Origin of the sequence: Pantoea sp. MHSD4, assembly GCF_021043305.1 — a bacterium.
GTDB lineage: Bacteria > Pseudomonadota > Gammaproteobacteria > Enterobacterales > Enterobacteriaceae > Pantoea > Pantoea eucalypti.
The window spans coordinates 62568-84273 of record NZ_JAJNDH010000010.1 but is presented as its reverse complement, the minus strand read 5'-3'; the positions used below and the strand labels follow the sequence as shown (position 1 = coordinate 84273).

At 51.0% G+C, this 21706-nt stretch carries 27 protein-coding genes; 10 read left to right on the top strand and 17 right to left on the bottom strand.

The window, feature by feature from the left end; genetic code table 11:
• Positions 1-96 precede the first annotated feature (96 nt).
• The 3 genes from lpxP to LQK91_RS21095 form a co-directional block, all read right to left on the bottom strand.
• A complete protein-coding gene (lpxP, locus tag LQK91_RS21105; RefSeq protein ID WP_003851339.1) occupies positions 97-1020 on the bottom strand; it encodes a kdo(2)-lipid IV(A) palmitoleoyltransferase in 924 nt (307 codons plus the stop codon).
• 560 nt (positions 1021-1580) lie between these two features.
• Positions 1581-2069, bottom strand: coding sequence for a DUF943 family protein (locus tag LQK91_RS21100; protein ID WP_008926959.1), 489 nt, complete (start codon positions 2067-2069; stop codon positions 1581-1583).
• On the bottom strand, positions 2069-2881 hold the full coding sequence (locus LQK91_RS21095; RefSeq protein WP_105100100.1) for a DUF3289 family protein: 813 nt from the start codon (positions 2879-2881) through the stop codon (positions 2069-2071). Before LQK91_RS21095 ends, LQK91_RS21100 begins: the two co-directional genes overlap by 1 nt.
• 342 nt (positions 2882-3223) lie before the next feature.
• Here LQK91_RS21095 and LQK91_RS21090 point away from each other — a divergent pair, with 342 nt between their 5' ends.
• Positions 3224-3631 (top strand): H-NS family nucleoid-associated regulatory protein, encoded by a 408-nt coding sequence (locus tag LQK91_RS21090; protein ID WP_033762398.1) that lies wholly within the window; start codon positions 3224-3226, stop codon positions 3629-3631.
• Positions 3632-3680: 49 nt separating this feature from the next.
• Here the strand turns inward: LQK91_RS21090 and LQK91_RS21085 are convergent, their stop codons facing one another.
• Positions 3681-4475 carry a hypothetical protein gene (locus LQK91_RS21085; RefSeq protein WP_033762395.1) on the bottom strand — a complete coding sequence of 265 codons (795 nt, stop codon included), beginning with the start codon at positions 4473-4475 and terminating at the stop codon, positions 3681-3683.
• Positions 4476-4638: 163 nt separating this feature from the next.
• On the opposite strand from LQK91_RS21085, the gene LQK91_RS22135 reads away from it, so the two are divergent.
• Together LQK91_RS22135 and LQK91_RS21075 are read left to right on the top strand one after the other, a co-directional pair.
• On the top strand, positions 4639-4902 hold the full coding sequence (locus LQK91_RS22135; RefSeq protein WP_313904343.1) for a DUF6387 family protein: 264 nt from the start codon (positions 4639-4641) through the stop codon (positions 4900-4902).
• 33 nt (positions 4903-4935) lie between these two features.
• Positions 4936-6056, top strand: a protein-coding gene (locus LQK91_RS21075) for an IS3 family transposase (protein WP_105100101.1) whose coding sequence is annotated in 2 segments (ribosomal slippage) — positions 4936-5194 and positions 5194-6056 — 1122 coding nt in all. Because the reading frame shifts where the segments join, the coding sequence is not laid out codon by codon here.
• Here LQK91_RS21075 and LQK91_RS21070 read toward each other — a convergent pair.
• The 3 genes from LQK91_RS21070 to LQK91_RS21065 form a co-directional block, all read right to left on the bottom strand.
• Positions 6049-6291, bottom strand: coding sequence for a hypothetical protein (locus tag LQK91_RS21070; RefSeq protein WP_231001663.1), 243 nt, complete (start codon positions 6289-6291; stop codon positions 6049-6051). The genes LQK91_RS21075 and LQK91_RS21070 overlap by 8 nt on opposite strands.
• The gene (locus tag LQK91_RS22130) at positions 6291-6467 is read right to left on the bottom strand and encodes an Arm DNA-binding domain-containing protein (RefSeq protein WP_337028857.1); all 177 of its coding nucleotides are present in this window, start codon (positions 6465-6467) and stop codon (positions 6291-6293) included. Before LQK91_RS22130 ends, LQK91_RS21070 begins: the two co-directional genes overlap by 1 nt.
• A 199-nt stretch (positions 6468-6666) precedes the next feature.
• Positions 6667-7530, bottom strand: coding sequence for a YicC/YloC family endoribonuclease (locus tag LQK91_RS21065; RefSeq protein WP_003851337.1), 864 nt, complete (start codon positions 7528-7530; stop codon positions 6667-6669).
• A gap of 156 nt (positions 7531-7686) precedes the next feature.
• On the opposite strand from LQK91_RS21065, the gene LQK91_RS21060 reads away from it, so the two are divergent.
• Complete coding sequence (locus tag LQK91_RS21060; RefSeq protein ID WP_003851336.1) at positions 7687-8112, top strand: DUF3574 domain-containing protein; 426 nt, start codon at positions 7687-7689, stop codon at positions 8110-8112.
• A 38-nt stretch (positions 8113-8150) separates the two neighbouring features.
• Here the strand turns inward: LQK91_RS21060 and LQK91_RS21055 are convergent, their stop codons facing one another.
• Positions 8151-9335, bottom strand: a complete 1185-nt coding sequence (locus LQK91_RS21055; RefSeq protein WP_003851335.1) for a NupC/NupG family nucleoside CNT transporter — start codon at positions 9333-9335, stop codon at positions 8151-8153.
• Positions 9336-9485: 150 nt separating this feature from the next.
• Between LQK91_RS21055 and rph the strand changes: the two genes are divergently transcribed.
• A complete protein-coding gene (gene rph, locus LQK91_RS21050) occupies positions 9486-10202 on the top strand; it encodes a ribonuclease PH (protein WP_003851334.1) in 717 nt (238 codons plus the stop codon).
• A gap of 49 nt (positions 10203-10251) precedes the next feature.
• Positions 10252-10893: an orotate phosphoribosyltransferase gene (gene pyrE / locus LQK91_RS21045; RefSeq protein ID WP_003851333.1), complete on the top strand. Its 642-nt coding sequence runs from the start codon at positions 10252-10254 to the stop codon at positions 10891-10893.
• A 35-nt stretch (positions 10894-10928) separates the two neighbouring features.
• Here the strand turns inward: pyrE and slmA are convergent, their stop codons facing one another.
• From slmA to coaBC, 3 genes are all read right to left on the bottom strand, one after another.
• Entirely contained in the window at positions 10929-11525 is a 597-nt protein-coding gene (gene slmA, locus LQK91_RS21040; RefSeq protein ID WP_003851331.1) for a nucleoid occlusion factor SlmA, read from the bottom strand.
• A 119-nt stretch (positions 11526-11644) separates the two neighbouring features.
• Positions 11645-12103, bottom strand: coding sequence for a dUTP diphosphatase (gene dut / locus LQK91_RS21035; RefSeq protein ID WP_003851329.1), 459 nt, complete (start codon positions 12101-12103; stop codon positions 11645-11647).
• Complete coding sequence (coaBC, locus tag LQK91_RS21030; protein WP_003851326.1) at positions 12081-13301, bottom strand: bifunctional phosphopantothenoylcysteine decarboxylase/phosphopantothenate--cysteine ligase CoaBC; 1221 nt, start codon at positions 13299-13301, stop codon at positions 12081-12083. The genes dut and coaBC overlap by 23 nt, the downstream gene beginning before the upstream one ends.
• 180 nt (positions 13302-13481) lie before the next feature.
• Here coaBC and radC point away from each other — a divergent pair, with 180 nt between their 5' ends.
• The 4 genes from radC (at position 13482) to mutM (ending at position 15682) form a co-directional block, all read left to right on the top strand.
• Positions 13482-14138 (top strand): RadC family protein, encoded by a 657-nt coding sequence (gene radC / locus LQK91_RS21025; protein WP_003851323.1) that lies wholly within the window; start codon positions 13482-13484, stop codon positions 14136-14138.
• 241 nt (positions 14139-14379) lie between these two features.
• Positions 14380-14616, top strand: coding sequence for a 50S ribosomal protein L28 (gene rpmB, locus LQK91_RS21020; RefSeq protein WP_006121249.1), 237 nt, complete (start codon positions 14380-14382; stop codon positions 14614-14616).
• Positions 14617-14635: 19 nt separating this feature from the next.
• Positions 14636-14803: a 50S ribosomal protein L33 gene (gene rpmG, locus LQK91_RS21015; RefSeq protein WP_003024094.1), complete on the top strand. Its 168-nt coding sequence runs from the start codon at positions 14636-14638 to the stop codon at positions 14801-14803.
• Between the two features lie 69 nt (positions 14804-14872).
• Positions 14873-15682 (top strand): bifunctional DNA-formamidopyrimidine glycosylase/DNA-(apurinic or apyrimidinic site) lyase, encoded by an 810-nt coding sequence (gene mutM / locus LQK91_RS21010; protein ID WP_003851319.1) that lies wholly within the window; start codon positions 14873-14875, stop codon positions 15680-15682.
• Here the strand turns inward: mutM and coaD are convergent.
• The 6 genes from coaD to LQK91_RS20980 form a co-directional block, all read right to left on the bottom strand.
• Complete coding sequence (coaD, locus tag LQK91_RS21005; RefSeq protein ID WP_008926955.1) at positions 15679-16158, bottom strand: pantetheine-phosphate adenylyltransferase; 480 nt, start codon at positions 16156-16158, stop codon at positions 15679-15681. The two genes, mutM and coaD, sit on opposite strands and share 4 nt — an antisense overlap.
• Positions 16155-16931, bottom strand: coding sequence for a glycosyltransferase family 2 protein (locus LQK91_RS21000; protein WP_008926954.1), 777 nt, complete (start codon positions 16929-16931; stop codon positions 16155-16157). The genes coaD and LQK91_RS21000 overlap by 4 nt, the downstream gene beginning before the upstream one ends.
• Positions 16931-18205: a lipid IV(A) 3-deoxy-D-manno-octulosonic acid transferase gene (waaA, locus tag LQK91_RS20995; RefSeq protein ID WP_003851314.1), complete on the bottom strand. Its 1275-nt coding sequence runs from the start codon at positions 18203-18205 to the stop codon at positions 16931-16933. The genes LQK91_RS21000 and waaA overlap by 1 nt, the downstream gene beginning before the upstream one ends.
• Before the next feature lie 92 nt (positions 18206-18297).
• Entirely contained in the window at positions 18298-19431 is a 1134-nt protein-coding gene (locus tag LQK91_RS20990; RefSeq protein ID WP_003851312.1) for a glycosyltransferase family 4 protein, read from the bottom strand.
• Positions 19424-20500 (bottom strand): putative lipopolysaccharide heptosyltransferase III, encoded by a 1077-nt coding sequence (rfaQ, locus tag LQK91_RS20985; RefSeq protein WP_003851311.1) that lies wholly within the window; start codon positions 20498-20500, stop codon positions 19424-19426. Before rfaQ ends, LQK91_RS20990 begins: the two co-directional genes overlap by 8 nt.
• A 73-nt stretch (positions 20501-20573) precedes the next feature.
• A complete protein-coding gene (locus tag LQK91_RS20980) occupies positions 20574-21560 on the bottom strand; it encodes a glycosyltransferase (protein WP_225613919.1) in 987 nt (328 codons plus the stop codon).
• Between the last annotated feature and the right edge of the window lie 146 nt (positions 21561-21706).

The following is a 21706-nucleotide window of genomic DNA, read 5'->3' as shown; positions in this document are numbered from 1 at the left end:
AGAGGGGGATCGGGAAAGAGGAAAGGGAGGAACAAAAGGAGTGAACCCGGAGATTAAAACAAAAAAGCAGGCACGCGGCCTGCTTTATCAGTTTACTCAGATATAGAGTGACTGTTCACCCGGCGGACGGGTTTTGAATCGGCGATGTAGCCAGAGGTACTGTTCGGGTGCACGCAGGATCTGATTTTCGATCACTTTATTCATGTAAGCGGCAGCAGCAGCCTCATCGGTATGAGGATAATTTTCCAGCATCGGTTCGATGATTAAATGGTAGCCATCATTTCCTGGATTACGAATCAGCATAATCGGTACCATCGCTGGCTTCGCCAGACGCGACAGAACAAAAGTCCCGTTGGTAGTGGCAGCTTTTTCCACCGCAAACAGTGGCGCAAAGGTGCTGCCTTTAGGGCCGTAATCCTGGTCTGGTGCAAACCAGACCGATTCACCCTGTTTCAGAGCATGAACCATACCGCGCAGATCACGACGGTCAATCATCGCTTTATTAGAACGCATGCGGCCTTTGGTCTGCACATACTCCATCGCCTGATTATTGTGCGGGCGATACATCGCCATCATCGGCTGACAGAGTCCACTGATGCGTCCGCCCAGCTCCAGCGACATGAAATGTACGCCAATCAGCATCACACCGCGCTTTTCGTTCTGCGCAGCGTGAAGATTATCCATACCTGAAACGTTAAACAGGCGTTTTACTGCCCGGTCAGACCAGAACCAGGCAATACCGGTTTCAGCCAGGGCCATGCCTAGCGATGCGAAGTTACCAGCGATCATGTGTTCAATTTTTTCTTCACTGATACCCGGGAAGCAGAGTTCGATGTTACGACGGGTAATACGCTCGCGGCGCTGCAGGAAATGGCGAGAGATTTTGCCGGCACCGGCACCGAGACGCATGAGAACAGGATAAGGAAGCTGGACCAGCAGCCAGAGTACGCCAAGGCCAAACCAGGTAAACCAATAACGCGGATGCAGCAGCGAACTGCTAAATTTTCCGGTGTTTTTCATTAACAACCTTCATGGAAGTTGAGGGGGGTATCGCATAAAGAGCACTTCCATGAGTCTTAAAGCGGTACGGCTGTATTGAATTCGACCGATACTTTATCAAAAAGTGCCTTCAAAAAAAGGGAAACTCCGTGATTCACAGGATTGATCTGTTTCATGGAGACAGTGCGTCGGGAACGTAAAAAGAATTAAATCCAGAAAAATTATTTTAAAATCAGCAATTTAAAAAGAAATCATCCTAAATGCAAAGCATGATTAAAGTGTGTTCCGGAAGTGTCTGGAAATGAACGTTTATCAATCTTTACGTGATAATGAAGCCGCAGGTGGGAGTCAAAAGCCACATAGGGAGGTGAAACCCGAAAGATAATGCCTGAAAAATGAACAAAGCGCCATTGCTGACGCTTTATAACTGACCTGCCGGGCGGGAAATTACTCGATATTCTGAATCTGTATGTTGATTGTATTTATATTGTTTATGATGATCATATACTTAAGTTTATTTTTCAGGCTATTTTATATTTTACCCCCCAATCCACTCCCCGTTGAGAGAAGTGACCATTTGGTCAGCTCACAGGCTTTATGGTTGTCGTAAATCGCTCACCTTTGACCAGTTCACCAGAAGGTTTTCGATAGTATGACTCGCCATCAAGTCGGTAGTAAGTATATCCATCCTTTGTTTTAGTGATGTCCATCATCCAGTTTGACTTGTCTATACAATTCTCATCTGATTTCATGTCATCAAAGCACAGTAAGTAATCAGTATCATGGTCTGGAAAAGCACCTGAATTCTTGGGGGCGAGTTTTTGATACTTACCATTAAAGTCCCAGATTGAAACATTGTAAGTTTCACGGGAAGAAATGGTTTTGACTCCATTATTATCCCACCACTTTATTTTGTCACTATCAGAGAAAGGGATGTTTTTAACCAAAAAATCTTTTCTGGTATCAGAGTCATGAATTGCAAGCACTTTTGGAGAATTAAAGAAGTTAACATAGAATAATGCTAACATTATCAATGCCACAATAAAAACTGTAGTCTTTTTGAATCTCATTAATTTCTCCTGCTATTTATTTGAAATTCAGCTTTCATATTAGTTAAGAAAGGTTTAAAAGCGAAGTGTTCCCATCTTTGAAGGACAAACCAAATACGAAATGCTCTGATAAAATGAAATTTAGGATTCATGATGTCAGTTTTATCGAGACCGAAATGGTCTTGCCCTGTAAATGTTATTTTTGCTACATAACCACTGTCAGTTATATCGATCTGATTTATCTGTATGTTTGTAGCATGAATATCATGTATCGACATTCCTAATCCATTGAAACTATCAGTCCATCTATTGAACTTAGGAAGTATGGAATTTCTTATTGCTGGTGTTATTAACTCTATATCTGAGTCTGATAAGCTTTTTTGTCCGGTAACGATGATCTTATCTAATGAAGACTTAATTACAGTCAATGGAGACAGTGGAGAAGATTGCCCGCAGATAATTAGATTTTTATATGCACTATCAAGGAAAGGGCTGGAATAACTTTTTCCATTCCCGTGATAGAGATGCTTTACAAGATTGTTGAATATTTGGTGCTGCCCAAGATAATATGCAGGCATAGAAACACGAAGAAACTCATTGAAAAGAAGTTCAGCCATTTCTGTTCTGGATTTTGGGCGGGTATCCCGGAAAGAGTTGAATATAGATACTTCTTTTCCAGTCCAGGGATCAACCACATCAGAAACATCATCCAAACCCAAATCGCTTCTTAGTTGCTTTTCACTAAGGTCTCCACACTTCATATCATCAGTGCTGTAATCATTGAACCTGTGCCGTGTCTGATAAACGGTAAAGGGGAACTTCAATGCTGACATAATAATTTCCTTATGAAATGATTCAGACTGAAAATCCATACTTATTGCATTCTTACAGATGATATCATTGAAGATGATAATGTAATCAGAGCCGTCTAATCATAAACTTCTTGATAAAAAAATGGAAGGTGAATAATAATATACTTATTATAATCAATGATTTATACGGTTTTGTGAAAAGGTGGAACTGTGAGGTGATTGGTATGCTTATTGCTTAAATATCAAGCATTGAGAGTTATGCCTTGATCTTGTGATGCTTGAAAATTGGCTGAATCTGTAGTGTAAAATGAGAATGTATCATATCGGAAGCAATCTTATTTTTAATCACAGGAATGATTAGTCATGAGTGAATCTCTAAGAAATCTCAACAACATACGCACTCTTCGGGCACAAGCTCGTGAAACCCCATTAGAATTACTTGAAGAGATGCTTGCGAAACTCGCCACAGTTGTAGAAGAACTCCGAGATGAGCAAGATTATGTTCGCAAGGAACAGGAGGAGAAACAAGCCAAACTTAAAGCTATCCATGCTCAGCTCTTCGAAGATGGTATTGATCCTCAGGAACTTTTAAATGGACGTTCTTCTAAGAATGGAACTCGTGCTAAGTCTGTTAGAAAAGCTCGTCCTGCAAAATATCAGTATACTGACGAGCAAGGTAATCAGAGAACGTGGACGGGGCAGGGAAGAACTCCAATAATTATCTCGGATGCTATTGCAGGTGGGAAAAAACTAAAAGATTTTGAGATTTAAAAACATTTAACCCAGCCTAAAGAATAGCTATCAATAGGCTGGTTATAACTTAGTTAAGCAGTTTTGCTAACCAATTTCTCTTATATCTTGAACTAATCTCATTTTCTAAGACAGAATTGTAACTGTTATACAAACCATAATAACTATTATTCACTTTGTTTTCAATATTAGCTTGGAAAGCGAAAGAGGATAGTAATGGTTTGAAAACCGTATTTATAGCATCCTCTGTCTTTTTAGATGAAGAAAACCTTTCATCAGTTAGATCACCTGCGATAAAAAACTCATTGATTATTTCAGAGACATTTACACCAGAAAGAGCGGTCTTAACTTCATTACCTTTTTGCTGAGATTCAGCATCGAGTTTGGTGAGAGATTCGCTCAACTTATTATTGAATTTATGAAATTGATCTACAGTTCCTGTTACCAGGGCTATATTAATGAAATCTTGATACATTTCCTGTCTACAAGTAAGAAGTTCTTTATGGTGCTTTTCAGAATTATCATTATATTCAGAAGTCTTTTTGAGCAAAGCAACCAAATATGATTTATATTCTTCTGTCAGCCTCGGGCCTGAACCATCTTTAAAAGCATTATATCTGCTAATTAATTCATTATAAAGACCAATTTTTTGAACATAATCATTAGAGAGGGATTTAGATATACCACTACACTGTCTTTCCTTGTTTATTAAAGGTGAATAATACTCCTTCATGATATCTGCTCTAAAGTTCAGATCGCTTTTATAAGATTCAAGTATGATTCCAAAAACTAAAGTTCCTAACACTAAAGGGATAAGGCCTAAAAATAATGTTTTAAAAAAAGATTCGTTGAGGGGCTTACTCATATATCCATCCTTAATATGTTAAACGCAATACGCACTAAAAAATCATAAGTTTATATGAACGAATAGGTTTGCTCAATCTTTAAAAAATGCATTAAATTCAATAGTTTGTGTTTATTTGGTTATTTATTTTGCCATTTAACTCAGTATATATTAAGTTTGGCTTATGTATAAATTGTTATACATTATCTGGATGTTAATGCTAAAAAGATTAATAACAGAGAACAAAGCTGATCTTCTTATTATATTTTGGACCTTTCGACAAAGTTTTTTAAGGTATGACATCATGAAGAACTGGACCACAGAACATACGAAGGAAATTAAGGAATGGTTTTCCGTTGGAAACTATGAAGTATTTAAAGATCTGACCCTGAAGGCTTACTATCATGAACTGACCTGCTCCCCGTTGATTAACACACCGCGATGTTAGTAATGTCTTCATCAGTCACATGAGGACATTCCCATGAAGAAGCGATTTTCCGACGAACAGATCATCAGTATTCTCCGCGAGGCCGAAGCCGGGGTTTCAGCCCGGGAACTCTGCCGTAAGCATGCTATTTCAGACGCCACCTTTTACACCTGGCGCAAGAAGTTTGGCGGCATGGAAGTCCCCGAAGTGAAGCGGCTCAGGTCACTTGAAGAGGAGAACGCCCGCCTTAAGAAGCTGCTCGCTGAAGCCATGCTGGATAAGGAGGCGCTTCACGTGGCTCTGGGCCGAAAGTTCTGACGACGGACCAGAAACGGGAAGCCGTGGAAGCCATGTGTGAGACAACGGGTCTGTCGCAACGCCGTGCCTGCAGGCTGGCCGATCTGTCACTTTCAACCTGCCGTTATTCGGCTCAGCGCCCGGCTGCTGACGCGCAGCTGTCTTTACGTATCACAGAGCTGGCACTTGAACGCCGCCGATTTGGTTACCGGCGCATCTGGCAGTTATTGCGTCGGGAGGGCTTTCACGTCAACCACAAGCGGGTTTACCGCATCTATCACCTTAACGGTCTGGGTGTAAAACGCAGGCGGCACCGTAAGGGGCTGGCGACTGAACGGCTTCCGCTTCTGCGCCCGGATGCGCCGAACCTGACATGGTCGATGGATTTTGTCATGGATTCACTTGCCAGCGGCCGCCGGATTAAGTGCCTGACCTGCGTGGATGATTTCACGAAGGAGTGCCTGACGATCACCACGGCATTCGGGATTACAGGCGTTCAGGTGACACGTATTCTGGACAGCATTGCGCTGTTTCGTGGCTATCCTGCAACGATAAGAACCGATCAGGGCCCGGAATTTACCTGCCGCGCGCTCGATCAATGGGCCTTTGAACATGGCGTTGAGCTGTGCTTAATCCAGCCGGGCAAGCCAACGCAGAATGGATTTATTGAGAGTTTCAACGGTCGCTTTCGGGATGAATGCCTGAATGAACACTGGTTCAGCGATATTCTTCATGCCCGGAAAATCATTAATGACTGGCGGCAGGACTATAACGAGTCCAGACCTCATTCATCGCTTAAATACCAGACGCCGGCTGAATTTGCAGCAAGCTGGAGAAATGGAAAATTAGAAGGTAAACAAACCGACATTACTAACTGAGCGTTGTATCTAATACTGGGGGCAGGTCAGGAGCAATGTCTTTTCGGTAAACCCTTTCAGGTATGCCCGGATATTTTAATCTTTTAACAAGATCTTTATGCCAGTCTTCAAACAGCTCATTCACTGTAGTCAGTTCTTCAGGTCTGTTTAGCTTCCTTTCTGCGATAGGATCATCTCCAGCCAGAACCTTTTTGCGAACATCTTCTGCAAGACTACGGGCTTCTGCGAGTGACACTATAGAAACCTTGCTAAAGTGATTTCTCGTCTTTTTGAGTGTGCTGTGTATCTCAGCATCCAGTAAGGTTCACCTTTTGAGGGGATCTTCAGGTATAAGCCTCGCTCATCTCCAAACTTACCAACACCGCCTGCTTTTATCAGAGACTGAACGGCTTTTGCTGTTAGTGAACCCATATACCTGACCTGTCGTTTTTAGTGGGGGGTATCTGGTTATAGACTGTTATATTTTTCTAGTAAAGCAAAAGTACTCCCCATTTTACCCCCCATTATTTCGTGGATTTAAGCGGAGAAGCATCTTCATCAGTGGAATTTTACTTCCATAAAAAAGCCCATTTAACATGGGCTTATGGCTTTATATGGATGAGGGTGGAAATTATTCGATGTTCTGAATCTGCTCGCGCATCTGTTCAATCAGCACTTTCAGTTCGATCGCGGAAGTGGTGATCTCGGCGTTGATCGACTTTGATGCCAGCGTATTCGATTCCCGATTGAACTCCTGCATCATGAAATCGAGACGGCGCCCTACAGCCTCTTTCTTTTTCAGGATGTTGTAGGTCTCTTTAACGTGTGCATCCAGACGATCCAGCTCTTCGGACACATCAACACGCTGCGCCATCATCACCAGCTCCTGCTCAAGGCGATTGTTTTCCAGCTGGACTTCAGCATCTTCCAGTTTGGCGACCAGGCGTTCACGCTGCCATTTGATCACGTCAGGCATCTGCGCGCGCACTTTGCTGACTTCCTGCGAAACGCCTTCCAGACGCTGTTCAATCATCGCTTTCAGCGCGGTGCCTTCGCTTTCGCGCGCCGCAATGAAATCGTCCAGCGCGCCATCCAGTGCCTGTAACAATTGTGTGTTGATGGCATCCAGATCCTGCTCCTGCGCAGACATCACGCCCGGCCAGCGAAGAATATCCAGCGGATTAATCGCGCCTTCGTCGCTCTGCATTTTTACCCAGTTAGCAGCCTGCACCAGCTGTTTCGCCAGCGTTTCATTCAGCATCAGTTCGCCCTGAGCGCTGGGATCGGCATCATAACGCAGGTTGCACTCAATTTTACCGCGCGTCAGACGCTGGCGAATGCGCTCGCGGATAACCGGCTCCAGCCCACGAAACTGTTCAGGCAAACGGATGTAAGTTTCCAGATAACGCTGGTTAACAGAACGCAGCTCCCAGGCTGCGCTGCCCCATTCGCCTTTGGCTTCGCTGCGGGCATAAGCGGTCATACTGCGGATCATAAGCGGTACTCAATTTACGGAAAGATGGGTGAAGTATAGCGAGGCGAGCCACGCCATAACAGGCATAAGCGTCTTACAGGAAAATAACGAACTATTTCCGCTTTCAGCGGCAGCCACATATGATGACCACTGGTCACCTATGAGGATAACTGATTTATGTCCCGCGTTATTGCATTCCCTGTTGTAATGGCTCTGCTGCTGGTGGGTTGCCAGACGCGCCACGCGCCGCCGACTAAACCGCACCCCATCTGTGCCGGTGGCGACATGATGATGCAGACCACGTTGTGGTTCGGACTCAGCAAGCCAGATGGCGGCAGTGTGAGTTCACTCGACTGGATGAACTTCGTGGATAATGAAGTCACGCCACGTTTCAAAGCGGGACTGTCGGTCTATGACGCCAAAGGTCAATGGCTGGGCGAGAACGGTCAACTGGCAAGAGAGAACAGTAAAGCGTTGATGCTGATCCACGGTATCGATCCCGCGACCAATCATGATATTGAGGCGTTACGTACCCTCTATAAAAAACGGTTTGGTCAGGAGTCGGTTATGCGGGTAGATGCACCCGTCTGTGTCGGGTTCTAGGGCGAAAGCGGGCGGCGAAGCTGCCGCCCGCTAAATAGTCAGATAAACAGACCGGCAAAGGCCGCAGAGAGCAGGCTGACCAGTGTGGAGCCATAGACCAGCTTCCAGCCAAAGCGGGAAACCACATTTCCCTGTTTCTCGTTCAGGCCTTTTATTGCGCCCGCCACAATGCCGATCGAGGCAAAGTTAGCAAAAGAGACCAGGAACACCGACAGAATACCCAGCCCGCGCGCACTCATGCCCGCCGCGACTTTCTGCAGTTCAATCATCGCCACAAACTCATTCGCGACCAGCTTAGTCGCCATGATGCCTGCCGCCTGCAGGGCATCGGCTTTCGGAATCCCAATCAGCCAGGCCAGAGGATAGAACAGATAGCCGAGCAGCTGCTGGAAGCTGTAGCCAAACACCGCCGCAAACAGCGCGTTAACGGCAGCAATCAGAGCAATAAAGCCAATCAGCATCGCCAGAATAATCATCGCCACTTTGAAGCCTGCCAGGATGTACTCACCCAGCATCTCGAAGAAGCTCTGCTCTTCATGCAGCTTTTCCAGCGCGATAGGCTGCTCATCCCGGCTTTCCATCGGGTTGATGATCGACAGGATAATAAAGGTGCTGAACATGTTAAGCAGCAGTGCAGCAACCACATACTTCGGTTCAATCATCGACATATAAGCACCGACAATCGACAGCGAAACGGTGGACATCGCGGTCGCTGCCATGGTGTAGAGCCGGCGCGGTGGGATATCACCCAGAATCCCTTTATAGGCGATAAAGTTTTCTGACTGACCGAGGATCAGTGTGCTGACGGCGTTGAATGACTCCAGCTTGCCCATGCCGTTAATCTTCGACAGCAGCGTTCCGAAAACACGAATCAGTAGCGGCAGGATGCGCCAGTGCTGCAATATGCCAATGAGTGCCGAAATAAAGACAATCGGACAGAGCACACCAAGGAAGATAAACGCCAGCCCCTGTTTGCTCATTCCGCCAAAAACGAACTCCGTGCCCTGCGCCGCAAACCCCAGCAACGTCTCAAAGAAACCGGCAAACGATCCGACCAGTGCCAGCCCTCCGGCGGAGTGAAGGAAGAACCAACCCAGCGCGGCTTCCACCACAATCAGTTGAATAATAAAGCGCAGACGAATCTGTTTACGGTCATGACTGACCAGCAGCGCAAGGGCGAAAATCACCACCAGCGCCAGCAGGAAATGAAGAATGGCGGCCATATGTCTTTTTTATCAGAGAGAAAGGAAAGCGCATTTAGCCACAGCTGGCCGGAAATTTCATCTGATGCCTGCTTCAGGCAGGCGCAAGAGACAGCGGGCAAGGAAGTCCGTATAATGCGCAGCCAATCATTAGCAAGCCGGAGAATACCCATGCGTCCAGCAGGCCGTAGCGCACAACAGGTGCGTCCAGTCACATTGACCCGCAATTACACCAAACACGCAGAGGGTTCCGTTCTGGTGGAATTCGGCGAAACGAAAGTGCTTTGCACTGCCTCCGTAGACGAAGGGGTTCCGCGTTTCCTTAAAGGCCAGGGCCAGGGTTGGGTCACAGCCGAATATGGCATGCTGCCGCGTTCGACCCACAGCCGTATGGCGCGTGAAGCCGCAAAAGGTAAACAGGGTGGCCGTACGCTGGAGATTCAGCGTCTGATTGCCCGTTCACTGCGCGCCGCGGTTGATCTTAAAGCGCTGGGTGAATTTACCATTACGCTCGATTGTGACGTAATCCAGGCCGATGGCGGCACCCGCACCGCATCAATCACTGGCGCCTGTGTGGCTCTGGCTGATGCGCTGAACAAGCTGGTAGCCAGCGGCAAACTGAAAGCAAACCCGATGAAGGGTATGGTCGCCGCGATTTCAGTGGGCATCGTCAAAGGCGAAGCCCTGTGCGATCTGGAGTATGTTGAAGACTCAGCCGCAGAAACTGACATGAATGTCGTGATGATGGAAGATGGCCGCATGATCGAGGTGCAGGGCACCGCCGAGGGCGAACCCTTCAGCCATGAAGAGCTGCTGACGCTACTGGCGCTGGCGCGCGGCGGAATTGAGGAACTGATTCAGGCGCAGAAAGCAGCGCTGGAAAATTGATGTAACAGGCGACCTCAGAGTCGCCTTTTCTTTATTTGAGGAGTGAGAGATGAAAGCCTGGCAGCGTCAGTTTATTGAATTCGCCCTGAACAAGCAGGTGCTGAAGTTCGGTGAGTTCACTTTGAAGTCCGGGCGTAAAAGCCCCTATTTCTTTAATGCCGGTCTGTTTAACAGCGGACGGGATTTAGCGCTGCTGGGACGCTTCTACGCGCAGGCGCTGGTGGATGGCGCTGTTGATTTCGATCTGCTGTTTGGTCCGGCCTATAAAGGCATTCCGATTGCTACCACCACGGCAGTGGCGCTGGCTGATCATCATGACCGCGATGTGCCTTACTGCTTTAACCGTAAAGAAGCCAAAGATCACGGTGAAGGTGGCCTGCTGGTAGGCAGTCCGCTGCAGGGCAAAGTGATGCTGGTGGACGACGTGATCACAGCGGGCACGGCGATTCGTGAGTCGATGGATATTATCGGCGCGCACAACGCCACCCTGGCAGGTGTGCTGGTTTCGCTAGATCGTCAGGAGCGTGGACGCGGAGAGATGTCGGCAATCCAGGAAGTGGAACGTGATTACGGCTGTAAAGTGACCGCGATTATTACCCTGGCAGACCTGATTTCCTGGCTGGAGGAGAAGCCTGAGATGGCCGATCACCTGGCTCAGGTCCGTGCTTATCAGAAAGCGTACGGGATTTAACAGAGGCGGGCGCAATGCCCGCCTTCTTTGACGCTTTACGTTAGCTGAGCAGCCATGAGTGGCCAGCGGACCTCAAAGTCTGCGGTAGGACTGAAACGAAACTCAGAACGGACATACCGCGACAGCAAACCTTCACAGAAAGCCAGCAACTGACTTGCCAGCAATGCTTCATCAGCCTGAAAAGCCTCGCCCTCACGCATTTTCCGCTCACGCATGACCTGTCGCAGTTGCACTTCAATCCGCTCAAACAGTTGATTGATACGTCCCTGCAGTCGGTCCTGCTCAAACATCAGAGCATGGCCGGTCAGTATGCGCGTCAGTCCCGGATTACGCTCACCAAATCCCAGAATCAATTGCACGATCAGACGCAGACGCGTCATGGTCTCTTTTTCATCCTTGAGGATCAGATTGATGCGGGTAATCAGACTGTCTTCGATAAACTCAATCAGACTATCGAACATGCGTGTCTTGCTGGGGAAGTGACGATACAGCGCCGCTTCGGAAACACCCACTGTGGCTGCCAGTTTGGCTGTGGTGATACGCTGACTGCCATCGCCCGACTCCAGCATCTGCGCCAGCGCCTGCAAAATCTCTTCGCGACGATTCCGCTTCGCGACTTTTTTTTCTGCCATGACCTTAAAGACCCCTGAAATTCACCTAAATACAGGCAACACCTACGCATCTGCCACAGGAACGCGTCCTGCAGCGATGAGGAAAAATAACGGGCGTAAGTGAAAGTCGGTAATGCGGGTTACTGGCGACCGGAGTGGCCGAAGCCGCCTTCGCCGCGCTGGCTGGCGTCGAAATCTTCAACCAGATTAAATTCAGCCTGGACTACCGGTACAAACACCAGTTGTGCCATGCGATCGCCGGGCTGCAGCGAGAAACTTTCCTGACCACGATTCCACACCGATACCATCAGCTGTCCCTGATAGTCCGAATCAATCAGACCCACCAGGTTGCCCAGCACGATGCCATGCTTATGGCCAAGGCCCGAGCGCGGCAGGATTACAGCGGCCAGATCGGGATCAGCGATATGAATCGCCAGGCCGGTCGGAACCAGCGTCGTGGTGCCTGGTGCGATGTCGAGAACATCATCAATGCAGGCGCGTAAATCTAACCCAGCGGAACCTGAAGTGGCATAGGTCGGCAGTGGAAACGCTTTGCCGACGCGCGCATCCAGAATTTTAACGTCTATTTTTTTCATCATAACGGCTGACAATCTCGTCTATTAATTGTTGGCCAAGGAGAGACTTATCGCTGAGCGGTAAGCGTTTTTCTCCATCCTGCCAAAAAAGGTGAAGAGCATTGGTGTCGCTATTAAACCCCTGTCCGGCTTTAGCGACATCGTTAGCGCAGATCAGATCCAGATTCTTGCGCACCCGTTTTTGCCGGGCGTATTCTTCCACATTCTGTGTTTCAGCAGCAAATCCAACGACGAATGGCCGGTTTTCCTGAAGCGCAGCGACGCCGGCAACAATATCGGGATTCTTTACCAGGTTCAGCGTGACGTTATCATCGCCGCCCTGTTTCTTGATTTTATCGGCCGCAATATCGGCTGCCCGGTAGTCTGCCACGGCTGCGCTTGCAATGAAAATATGTTGTTTATCTATCTCACTCATCACAGCGGCCTGCATCTCCAGCGCGCTGGTAACATCAACGCGTCGCACACCCGCAGGTGCAGGCAGGCTGACCGGGCCGCTGACCAGCGTGACCTGAGCACCACGTCGGGCAGCCGCAGCGGCAATCGCAAAGCCCATTTTACCGGAGCTGTGATTCGTGATGTAGCGCACCGGATCCAGCGCCTCTCGGGTCGGGCCGGCGGTAATCATAATGTTGAGATGTTGCAGATCGTTGACGGGCGTAGCCCACAGCAGCGCATGGTCAACAATCGCCAGCGGGTCCAGCATCCGGCCTGGCCCGACGTCGCCACAGGCCTGGCTGCCGCTGTCCGGCCCCCAAATCAGCACGCCCCGCGCGTGGAGCGTCTGAAGGTTTTGCTGGGTCACCGCTGCGCGATACATCTGCTGATTCATGGCTGGCACGACCGCCACGGGTGAGGCCGTGGCCAACACGGCAGTGGTCACCAGATCGTTTGCCATGCCAGCAGTCACACGGGCAATCAGATCGGCAGTGGCCGGAGCCAGCACAATCAGGTCGGCCCATTTTGCCAGTTCAATATGACCCATCGCCGCTTCTGCAGCGGGATCAAGCAGATCGTCAAACACCGGATAGCCGGAGACGGCTTGCAGGCTGAGCGGAGTGATAAACGCTTTGGCACCTTCCGTCATCATCACGCGCACATCAGCGCCGCGATCGCGCAGGCGCCGCACCAGCTCAGGTGCTTTATACGCTGCGATACCGCCGCTCACGCCAAGAAGAATTTTTTTACCGGCTAATCCCATCATGATGTTGGCCTCACTAAGCTCTCTGCCGCTCGCGGCGGCGAATGCACGGACTTTATCACAAAAGCGTGGATGCGCCTTTTCACCGACTGCGTTTGCGAGCCGTCTCGTAGATTGCCGTTCCATTGATAGCCGCACTCTGCAGGATGAGCCATTCTGAGGCGCATCTCAGGGAGAGCGAAAATGAAAATCAAGGGACCACGGGAAAAACTCCAGAAACTGGGCGCAAACTCGCTCACCGATACCGAATTGCTGGCCATTTTTCTCCGCACCGGATCGCCAGGGCAGAACGTCCTTGAACTGGCCGGAGAGATGCTGGAGGGGTTTGGCTCGCTTTATCTGCTCATGACATCAGACAAAGCGGCATTCGGTGAAGTCAAAGGTATCGGCGATGCCAAGCTGGCGCAACTTCACGCGGTTGCCGAACTGGCGAAGCGATTTTTCGCCAGCAAACTGGTTCGCGAAAGCGCCATGGAGAACCCACAAATCACGCGCCAGTATCTGCAAAGTTTGCTGGCTCATCAGGAGCGTGAGATCTTTATGGCCCTGTTTCTGGATAACCAGCATCGGGTGCTACGGGCACAAAATATGTTCTCGGGTTCTATTAATAGTGTGGAAGTTCATCCTCGTGAGATCGTTCGGGAGGCGCTGAAACTCAACGCAGCTGCTCTGATACTGGCGCATAATCACCCGTCGGGCATGGCCGAACCGAGTCGCGCAGACCGCGAAGTGACCCACAAAGTCAGTGAGGCCTGCCAGCTATTCGATATACGCTTGCTCGATCATCTGGTGATTGGGCATGGCGAATATGTCTCCTTTGCCGAGCGGGGATGGCTCTGATAGCGGGAAATTTCGCGCCAGGTGGCGGCTTTTTGCCCGATCATTCGGGATCTTTATCTGTTCGGGACTTGAGCACTTGGGCTGAGCGGCGTATACTACGCCACCTTTGAGAATCTCGGGTTTGGCGGTTAGGCCAGCTTAGCGGGTTCCATGGAATTCGCCTGGCGGGCTGCAAGCCTGACGAGGCGGCCCAAACCTAATTTTTAAAGCTCGAGCTGATTTGATTTTTGGAGATATTGACATGTCACGAGTCTGCCAGGTAACTGGAAAGCGTCCGGTGACGGGTAACAACCGTTCCCACGCAATGAACGCGACGAAACGCCGTTTCCTTCCGAACCTGCACTCACACCGTTTTTGGGTTGAGAGCGAGAAGCGCTTCGTTACTCTGCGTGTATCTGTTAAAGGTATGCGTATTATTGATAAAAAGGGCATTGATACGGTGTTAGCCGATATGCGTGCCCGTGGTGAGAAGTACTAAGGTACTAAGGAACTGAATCATGGCTAAAGGTATTCGTGAGAAGATCAAGCTGGTTTCCTCTGCTGGTACAGGTCACTTCTATACCACCACGAAGAACAAACGTACTAAACCAGAGAAGCTGGAACTGAAAAAGTTCGATCCGGTTGTACGTCAGCATGTGCTCTACAAAGAAGCTAAAATTAAGTAATTTTAGTGTTCTGCTAAAAACCCGGCTCCGGCCGGGTTTTTTGTTTGTGTAAAACGCTGAGGAGAGGCTATGCCAGAGTTGCCAGAGGTTGAAACCAGCCGCCGCGGTATCGAACCGCATTTGGTCGGTGAAACCATCCTTCACGCCGTGGTGCGTAATTCACGTTTGCGCTGGCCCGTTTCGCAGGAGATCCTGGCGCTGAGCGATCAGCCGGTTCTCAGCGTGCAGCGCCGGGCGAAATATCTGCTGCTGGAGCTGCCGCATGGCTGGATTATTATCCACCTTGGCATGTCCGGCAGTCTGCGCGTGCTGTCAGAAGAGTTGCCAGCCGCGAAGCATGATCATGTTGATTTAGTGATGAGCAACGGCAAAGTGCTGCGCTACACCGACCCGCGCCGCTTTGGTGCCTGGCTCTGGAGCAGCGATCTGGCGGGCAGTAGTGTGCTGGCCCATCTCGGGCCGGAGCCACTCAGCGAGCAGTTTGATGGGGCTTACCTGTTTGATAAGTCACGCGGCAAGCGGACGCTCATTAAGCAATGGCTGATGGATAACAAAGTGGTGGTGGGCGTGGGCAACATTTATGCCAGTGAGTCACTGTTTACCGCCGGGATCGTTCCCGATCGTGCTGCCGGAAGCCTGTCTCAGGCCGAATCAGAACTGCTGGTGAATACCATCAAAGCGGTGCTGCTTCGTTCGATTGAGCAGGGCGGAACCACGCTGCGTGACTTCTTACAGACAGACGGTAAGCCGGGCTACTTTGCACAGCAGTTGCAGGTCTATGGCCGGGCGGGTGAACCCTGTCGGGCATGCGGTACGCCGATTGTCAGCGGCAGGCATGGGCAACGCAGCACTTACTGGTGCCCGAACTGTCAGCATTAAGCCAGTTTAGCCAGCAATGCCTGATGCACTGGCGCGGGCAGAAAGGCGCTAACATCGCCTTTGTGACGCGCCACCTCTTTGACCAGTGAAGACGAGATAAACGAGAAGCCTTCAGACGGCATCAGGAAAACGCTCTCCAGTGTTGGCAGCAGGTGACGATTCATCTGCGCCAGCTGCATTTCATATTCAAAATCTGACACCGCTCGCAATCCACGAATCAGCACGTTCGCCTGCTGGTCACGGGCGAAATTCGCCATCAGGTCGCTGAACCCGACCACCTCAACGTTAGGCAGATGGGCCACCACTTCACCGGTCAGCGCCACGCGTTCATCCAGACTAAACATCGGTTTTTTGCTGGGGCTAGCGGCAACAGCCAGAATAACCTCGTCAAACATCTGTGCTGCCCGCGTCACGATGTCGACATGGCCAAGCGTCACAGGATCAAATGTACCGGGATAGATGGCTTTCGTGGTCATACTCGCCCTTTTGCCGAAGCGTGATTCAGCGCCCAGAGGGCTGAATATTTATTGAAGGTATATTGCGCGTTGACCACCGCCAGAATCCAGCCCTGCCTGCCGTCGAGAAAACCGGCACGCAGCAGCAGCGTTTTTACAAATGCGCCCAGCGTGTGGCTGAATACAGAAAAGAGGCCGCAGCGCTTACCGCGCTGATGGCGTTCTGTGGCCCAGGCTTCAGCATAGGCCAGTTGCTTGCGCTGAAAGGCGATTAAATCGCGGCAGGTCAGATGTTCCAGATCGCCAGGCAATGCCACTACCGGCGCGCCGTCACTCTGCAGGGATTCATGCACCAGATTGTCATTGTAGCGGAAGGTGCGGGGATAGAGGCGCATCACGCGATCGGGATACCAGCCACTGTGGCGCATAAAGCGACCGAGAAACAGGTTGCTGCGGCCCAGGCTATAAACCGTGCGGCTGGGTGGGGCAACCAGCACCTGCTCAATTGCAGCACGCAGTTCGGGTGAAACGCGCTCATCTGCATCGATCATCAAAATCATGTCGCCGGTAGCATAGCCCTGCGCGCGCTGGCGCTGGATACCATAACCCTGCCAGTTATCACTGTGATAGACCTGCGCCCCGGCCCGGGTGGCGATGTTGACGGTGTCATCCCTGCTGCCAGAGTCCAGCACGATAATTTCATCGGCCCAGCTGACCGAGGCCAGGCAGTCAGGCAGCAGTTCCGCTTCATTTTTGGCGATCATCACTACGGAAAGACGTTGGCGTACTGACATTAGTGAGTCCGGGGTGGCAGATGCGGTTCGAGTAACTGTAGCAAACGCTGGAGCGCACCCTGATTCTGGTGCAACACGTCTACCGCATGGCGTCCGTAATAACGGCGGTAATCATCATCCTGCAAAAGATTAGTGACTTCTTTTTCCAGCGAAATCACGTCGGTGACCGTAATCAATCCCTGGCCTTCCTGCAGCTTGCTGCAGATATCTTTGAAGTTCCAGATATGGGGCCCCATCAGAACCGGAAGTGCATGGGCAGCAGGTTCGAGCGGATTGTGTCCGCCCCGTTCAACCAGGCTGCCACCGACCAGAGCCAGATCGGCAATGCCGTAGAGCAGCATCAGTTCGCCCATGGAGTCGCCGATGACCACCTGCGTTGAGCCGGAAGGGATCTCGCCGCTGCTGCGCAGGATAAAACTAAAGCCGCGTTCCTGCGTCAGTTCGCGGGCATCGTTGAAGCGCTCGGGATGGCGGGGAACCAGAATCAGCAGCAGATCCGGAAAGGTCTGCAGCAGGCGGCGATGAGCATCCAGCACAATGGCCTCTTCGCCTTCGTGTGTGCTGGTGGCTATCCACACCGGTCTGCGCGGCGCCCACTGACGACGAAGCGTCACCGCTCTGGCGGCCAGTTCTGGCGTGACGGAAATATCAAACTTCAGACTGCCGGTAATGGCCAGTTGTGAACGTTTCAGGCCCAGGCTCAGGAAGCGGTCGCCATCTTCAGTGTTCTGCGCGGCGATTAGCGTAATGCTCTGCAACAGGCGTCGCATAAACTTACCCAGCTTGCGGTAGCCTTTGGCGGATCGGGCCGAGAGGCGGGCATTGGCAATCACCAGCGGAATATTACGCTGGTGCAGAATGCGGATAATGTTCGGCCATAGCTCGGTTTCCATGATGATCACCAGCCGTGGATTGACCGTATCAAGAAAACGATTAATTGAACCCGGCAGATCATAAGGCAGATAGACGTGATGTACATCTTTACCGAAAGCAGATTGCGCACGTTCAGAGCCGGTCGGCGTCATCGTGGTAACGGTAATCGGCAGAGTCGGGTAACGATGACGAAGTGCGCGCACCAGCGGGATCGCGGCAAGGGTTTCCCCCACAGAGACCGAGTGCAGCACAATGCCGTCAGGCTTCACTTTGCCGACACAATAGCCATAGCGTTCTGCCCAACGTTTGCGATAGGCAGGCGCTTTACGACCGCGCAGCCACAGGCGCAGCCAAATGAGTGGCTGAATTAAGTAGAGCAAGGCGGTGTAAATGGTCGTCATAGTTACCGTTACAGCAGGTTCGCGTCTAAAAACAGATTAAAATCAGATGACGGCATGTTATCAGAAACCCCGCATGCACTCATCCCACATTGTCAGTTGCTACCCAGTACCTGCTGATAAAGCGAAGTCAGTGACTGCGCCAGTCGTTGTGGGCCATAAGGTTCAATTTTACGCCGTGCTGCCTCACCCATTCGTGAATCCAGGGAAAGTGGCGGTATTGTATTAACAGCCTGATTTAACCCCCTGATATCCAATGCATCGCAGACGAAGCCTTCCTGACCAGCGGTAATAAATTCTGCGCCACCACAGCCGGTGCTGGTAATCACGGGCAAGCCGCAGGCCATCGCCTCGAGCACCACATTCGGGAACGGGTCGTAGAGCGTAGGCAGCAGAAGGCCATCCGCCGCGTGATAATAGGGTTGTACATCCTGCTGTACGCCGACAAAGCGCAGTCGGTCCAGACAGTTAAGCTGATTTGCCAACTGCTGATAACGTTGCAGCTGCTTATCCTGACCCACCACAATCAGATAGCGATCGCTGGCGGCCAGCGCCTGTATGGCCGCTTTCAGCCCTTTACGCTCAAAGCCGGAGCCGACATAAATCAGTACGGTAGCGGCATCGGGCAGCCCCAGTTGCTGACGGATCGCGCGACGAGCTGTTTCCGTGGCGGGCTGGAAACGGCTGGCGTCGATAGCGTTATGAATAACGTGGATTTTTCCGGCGTCGAGCGGGAAACAGCGCAGAATATCGCGCTTTACCATTTCTGAATTACAGATCACCGCTTTTAGCGTCGGAGAGGTAAACATTTCGGCTTCCGCCTGCAGCACATAGCGATGATAGGGACTAAGCGTTGCGCTCAGCCGTTGCCATGATGAGACGATGCGGGCGCGCTGTTCCAGCCAGACGCGATGCACACCATCACCCGCGCGGAAAATGTCACAGCCTGCGATACGCTCATGGCTTTGCACAATATCGAACTTTTCCCGCTCCCAGCAGGCGCGGGCTGCACGGGCAAAACCGCGCTCACGGGATACCCGTCCCAACTTTGAAGGATTACAGATATGCAGATGCCAGTCAGGATTGGGCGTGCCTTGCCAGCTGCGGGTAATGATATTGAGATCGAGCTGTTCGCTGCCCAGCGCTTCCAGCGCGCGTGAGATAAAGCGCTCAGCACCGCCATCCGGGCGATATTTCTGCCGGACAATCGCCAGCCGTAACTTACTCATTCAGGTAGCTCCTCGCTGCCGCGACCACATCCTTTACCGGAATGGCCGAGAGATAACGCTTGTCAGTTTTGGTGTCGATAGAATCGGGCGAGGGCAGCGGGCCATAATCGCCCGCCCAGATAACATGATTGTTGTCGCCCCATGGCCGCCAGTGCTGCAGCTTGGTCGGACCAAACAGCGCAATACAGGGGGTTTCAAGTGCGGCAGCCATGTGCATCGGTGCGGAGTCGACACCAATAAACAGCCGGGCGTGATCGATTAGCGCCGCCAGTTGCGGCAGCGTGAACTGACCCGCCAGCGAAACCACATCCTGCGATACACAGAGCGCCCTGATACGGTTAATCATCGCCAGCTCCTGCTTGTCCGGCCCGGCGGTAAGCACCACTTTGCGGCCCGGCTGCGCCAGTTGATCAAGCGTGGCGGCAACGCTCTCCTCTTCCCAGCATTTAAAGCCCCAGCGTGAGGTCGGCTGCACCACAATATAGGGTGCGGTGACATGATGTTCCGCCAGTCTGGCCTGCACAATTTGCTGGTCAGCGTCGCTGTAGTGCATTGAGACGCGTGCGTGATCACTGCTAATGCCGAGAGGTGCCAGTGCAGACATATTCTGCTCAACGGTATGCAGTTTGCTGTGATTATGTGTCGGGACCAGCCGGTTATGACACCATCTCCACAGCACGTTATCACGTTTTTTATAGGCAAAACCGATGCGAACGGGTGCCGCAGAGAGCCGCGTCATCTGAGCAGCGCGCCACTGATCGGCCAGATTTATCACCAGATCATAATGAGCGGCACGCACGGCGCGAATTAATGCACGCTCATGGCCCAGCTTACGCCAGGTGCCCTCCTGCTTCCATTTGCGATCGATGACGTGCAAATGGCGGATAGCCGGATGCGCTTCCAGCATCGGACGCGTCTCTTTATAGAGCAACACGTCAATGCTGGCCTGCGGATAACGCTCATGAAGCGCATTGATGACGGGCGTTGTGAGCAGCATGTCACCATGATGGCGCAGCTTAATCAGTAATATATTTTTTGGAGAGAAGTTTGCTGGAATCAGGCTGGCCATAAACAAGAGTTCTCAGAATTCAGTGAGCCGATTGTAGGGCAAACCCTTTTTAGGATAAAGCCAGCCTCAAAGGTTATTTATTACGCCAGCGATAGAGTCGTGCCAGCCATAACAGCAACTGATACCACTGCTTAATGCCTCTGGCATTACGTAACATGCGCAGGTGTGTCCGGGTTGTGAACAGGTCGGCAATGATCGCCTGGCGTGCGCGGGGGTCAGGCTCGCGTCTCACACTGTGACAAACGCTGAGCGCTTCATGGGTCACCTGATAGTGAAATGACGGGTAGATCTTCACGCGGTCACGATAACGATGGTTAAGCTCTTCCAGCAGTCGCGCAATCTTCAGGTAGTGACGCTGATATTCAACGTTGCGCTCGCCAGTGCGTTTGCGATTGCTGATGGAGGCGTCATGCATATAGTAGCGATAGAGTACGGCTTCGGTATACCGCACGCGTTTTGCCAGCAACATAAACTCGGTGGTCCAGGGAATATCCTGATGGTGCAAACCCGGTTCGAACTGCAACTGATGCTGCTCAATCAGTTCCCGGCGATAGATTCCCAGCCAGACCACATGCATATACCGATGGGTTTTCAGCGCGGTATTGAGCCAGTCGGCCCCACTCAGCACCGGTGTGCTGCGCAAACGATCCAGCGGAATCAGCGGTTTTACTCGCTGGCTATGTTTGAAAAACCACTCGGCGTTGCACTGTGCCGCATCCAGATTGTCCGCTTCCGCCAGCGTCACCAGCGTCTGATACATATCGGGCTGCATGGTGTCATCCGCATCAGGAAAGGTGACATATTTCCCGCGGGCTATCGCCAGCCCGGCGTTGCGGGCACGCGATACACCGCCATTTTCCTGATGAATCACACGAATATGAGCATGCTGCTGTGCATACTGGTCGGCACGCTCGCCAGAGCCATCGGTGGAACCGTCATCGACAATTATGATTTCCAGCGCAGTCAGCGTCTGCGCCAGTAGCGCCTGCATGAACTCATCAAACATGCTGCCCGCGTTATACATCGGGGTAATGATACTCAGCAGAGGAGACGTACTCATGACAATATCTGCACCGGCGTTATATTCACTGCGAAAGGGCGTTGCCTCGTCATAAATCATTTCCAAATCAGCAGAATGAAATCAGGGAATGCATGATTATAAAACGGTGTGGCTTCCCTGCTTTACTAAAAACCACGCCCGACAAC

Bases quoted from the DNA above. Each gene is read 5' to 3' on its own strand.
- LQK91_RS20990 (WP_003851312.1), bottom strand. From the start codon at position 19,431: ATGAGTAAGTTACGGCTGGCGATTGTCCGGCAGAAATATCGCCCGGAT.
- LQK91_RS21100 (WP_008926959.1), bottom strand. From the start codon at position 2,069: ATGAGATTCAAAAAGACTACAGTTTTTATTGTGGCATTGATAATGTTA.
- rpmG (WP_003024094.1), top strand. From the start codon at position 14,636: ATGGCTAAAGGTATTCGTGAGAAGATCAAGCTGGTTTCCTCTGCTGGT.
- rph (WP_003851334.1), top strand. From the start codon at position 9,486: ATGCGTCCAGCAGGCCGTAGCGCACAACAGGTGCGTCCAGTCACATTG.
- LQK91_RS21090 (WP_033762398.1), top strand. From the start codon at position 3,224: ATGAGTGAATCTCTAAGAAATCTCAACAACATACGCACTCTTCGGGCA.
- LQK91_RS22130 (WP_337028857.1), bottom strand. From the start codon at position 6,467: ATGGGTTCACTAACAGCAAAAGCCGTTCAGTCTCTGATAAAAGCAGGC.
- LQK91_RS21095 (WP_105100100.1), bottom strand. From the start codon at position 2,881: ATGTCAGCATTGAAGTTCCCCTTTACCGTTTATCAGACACGGCACAGG.
- coaBC (WP_003851326.1), bottom strand. From the start codon at position 13,301: ATGATGGGATTAGCCGGTAAAAAAATTCTTCTTGGCGTGAGCGGCGGT.
- LQK91_RS21000 (WP_008926954.1), bottom strand. From the start codon at position 16,931: ATGTCAGTACGCCAACGTCTTTCCGTAGTGATGATCGCCAAAAATGAA.
- waaA (WP_003851314.1), bottom strand. From the start codon at position 18,205: ATGACGACCATTTACACCGCCTTGCTCTACTTAATTCAGCCACTCATT.
- LQK91_RS20980 (WP_225613919.1), bottom strand. From the start codon at position 21,560: ATGAGTACGTCTCCTCTGCTGAGTATCATTACCCCGATGTATAACGCG.
- LQK91_RS21065 (WP_003851337.1), bottom strand. From the start codon at position 7,530: ATGATCCGCAGTATGACCGCTTATGCCCGCAGCGAAGCCAAAGGCGAA.
- mutM (WP_003851319.1), top strand. From the start codon at position 14,873: ATGCCAGAGTTGCCAGAGGTTGAAACCAGCCGCCGCGGTATCGAACCG.
- coaD (WP_008926955.1), bottom strand. From the start codon at position 16,158: ATGACCACGAAAGCCATCTATCCCGGTACATTTGATCCTGTGACGCTT.
- radC (WP_003851323.1), top strand. From the start codon at position 13,482: ATGAAAATCAAGGGACCACGGGAAAAACTCCAGAAACTGGGCGCAAAC.
- dut (WP_003851329.1), bottom strand. From the start codon at position 12,103: ATGATGAAAAAAATAGACGTTAAAATTCTGGATGCGCGCGTCGGCAAA.
- lpxP (WP_003851339.1), bottom strand. From the start codon at position 1,020: ATGAAAAACACCGGAAAATTTAGCAGTTCGCTGCTGCATCCGCGTTAT.
- LQK91_RS21055 (WP_003851335.1), bottom strand. From the start codon at position 9,335: ATGGCCGCCATTCTTCATTTCCTGCTGGCGCTGGTGGTGATTTTCGCC.
- slmA (WP_003851331.1), bottom strand. From the start codon at position 11,525: ATGGCAGAAAAAAAAGTCGCGAAGCGGAATCGTCGCGAAGAGATTTTG.
- rfaQ (WP_003851311.1), bottom strand. From the start codon at position 20,500: ATGGCCAGCCTGATTCCAGCAAACTTCTCTCCAAAAAATATATTACTG.
- pyrE (WP_003851333.1), top strand. From the start codon at position 10,252: ATGAAAGCCTGGCAGCGTCAGTTTATTGAATTCGCCCTGAACAAGCAG.
- LQK91_RS21060 (WP_003851336.1), top strand. From the start codon at position 7,687: ATGTCCCGCGTTATTGCATTCCCTGTTGTAATGGCTCTGCTGCTGGTG.
- LQK91_RS22135 (WP_313904343.1), top strand. From the start codon at position 4,639: ATGTATAAATTGTTATACATTATCTGGATGTTAATGCTAAAAAGATTA.
- LQK91_RS21085 (WP_033762395.1), bottom strand. From the start codon at position 4,475: ATGAGTAAGCCCCTCAACGAATCTTTTTTTAAAACATTATTTTTAGGC.
- rpmB (WP_006121249.1), top strand. From the start codon at position 14,380: ATGTCACGAGTCTGCCAGGTAACTGGAAAGCGTCCGGTGACGGGTAAC.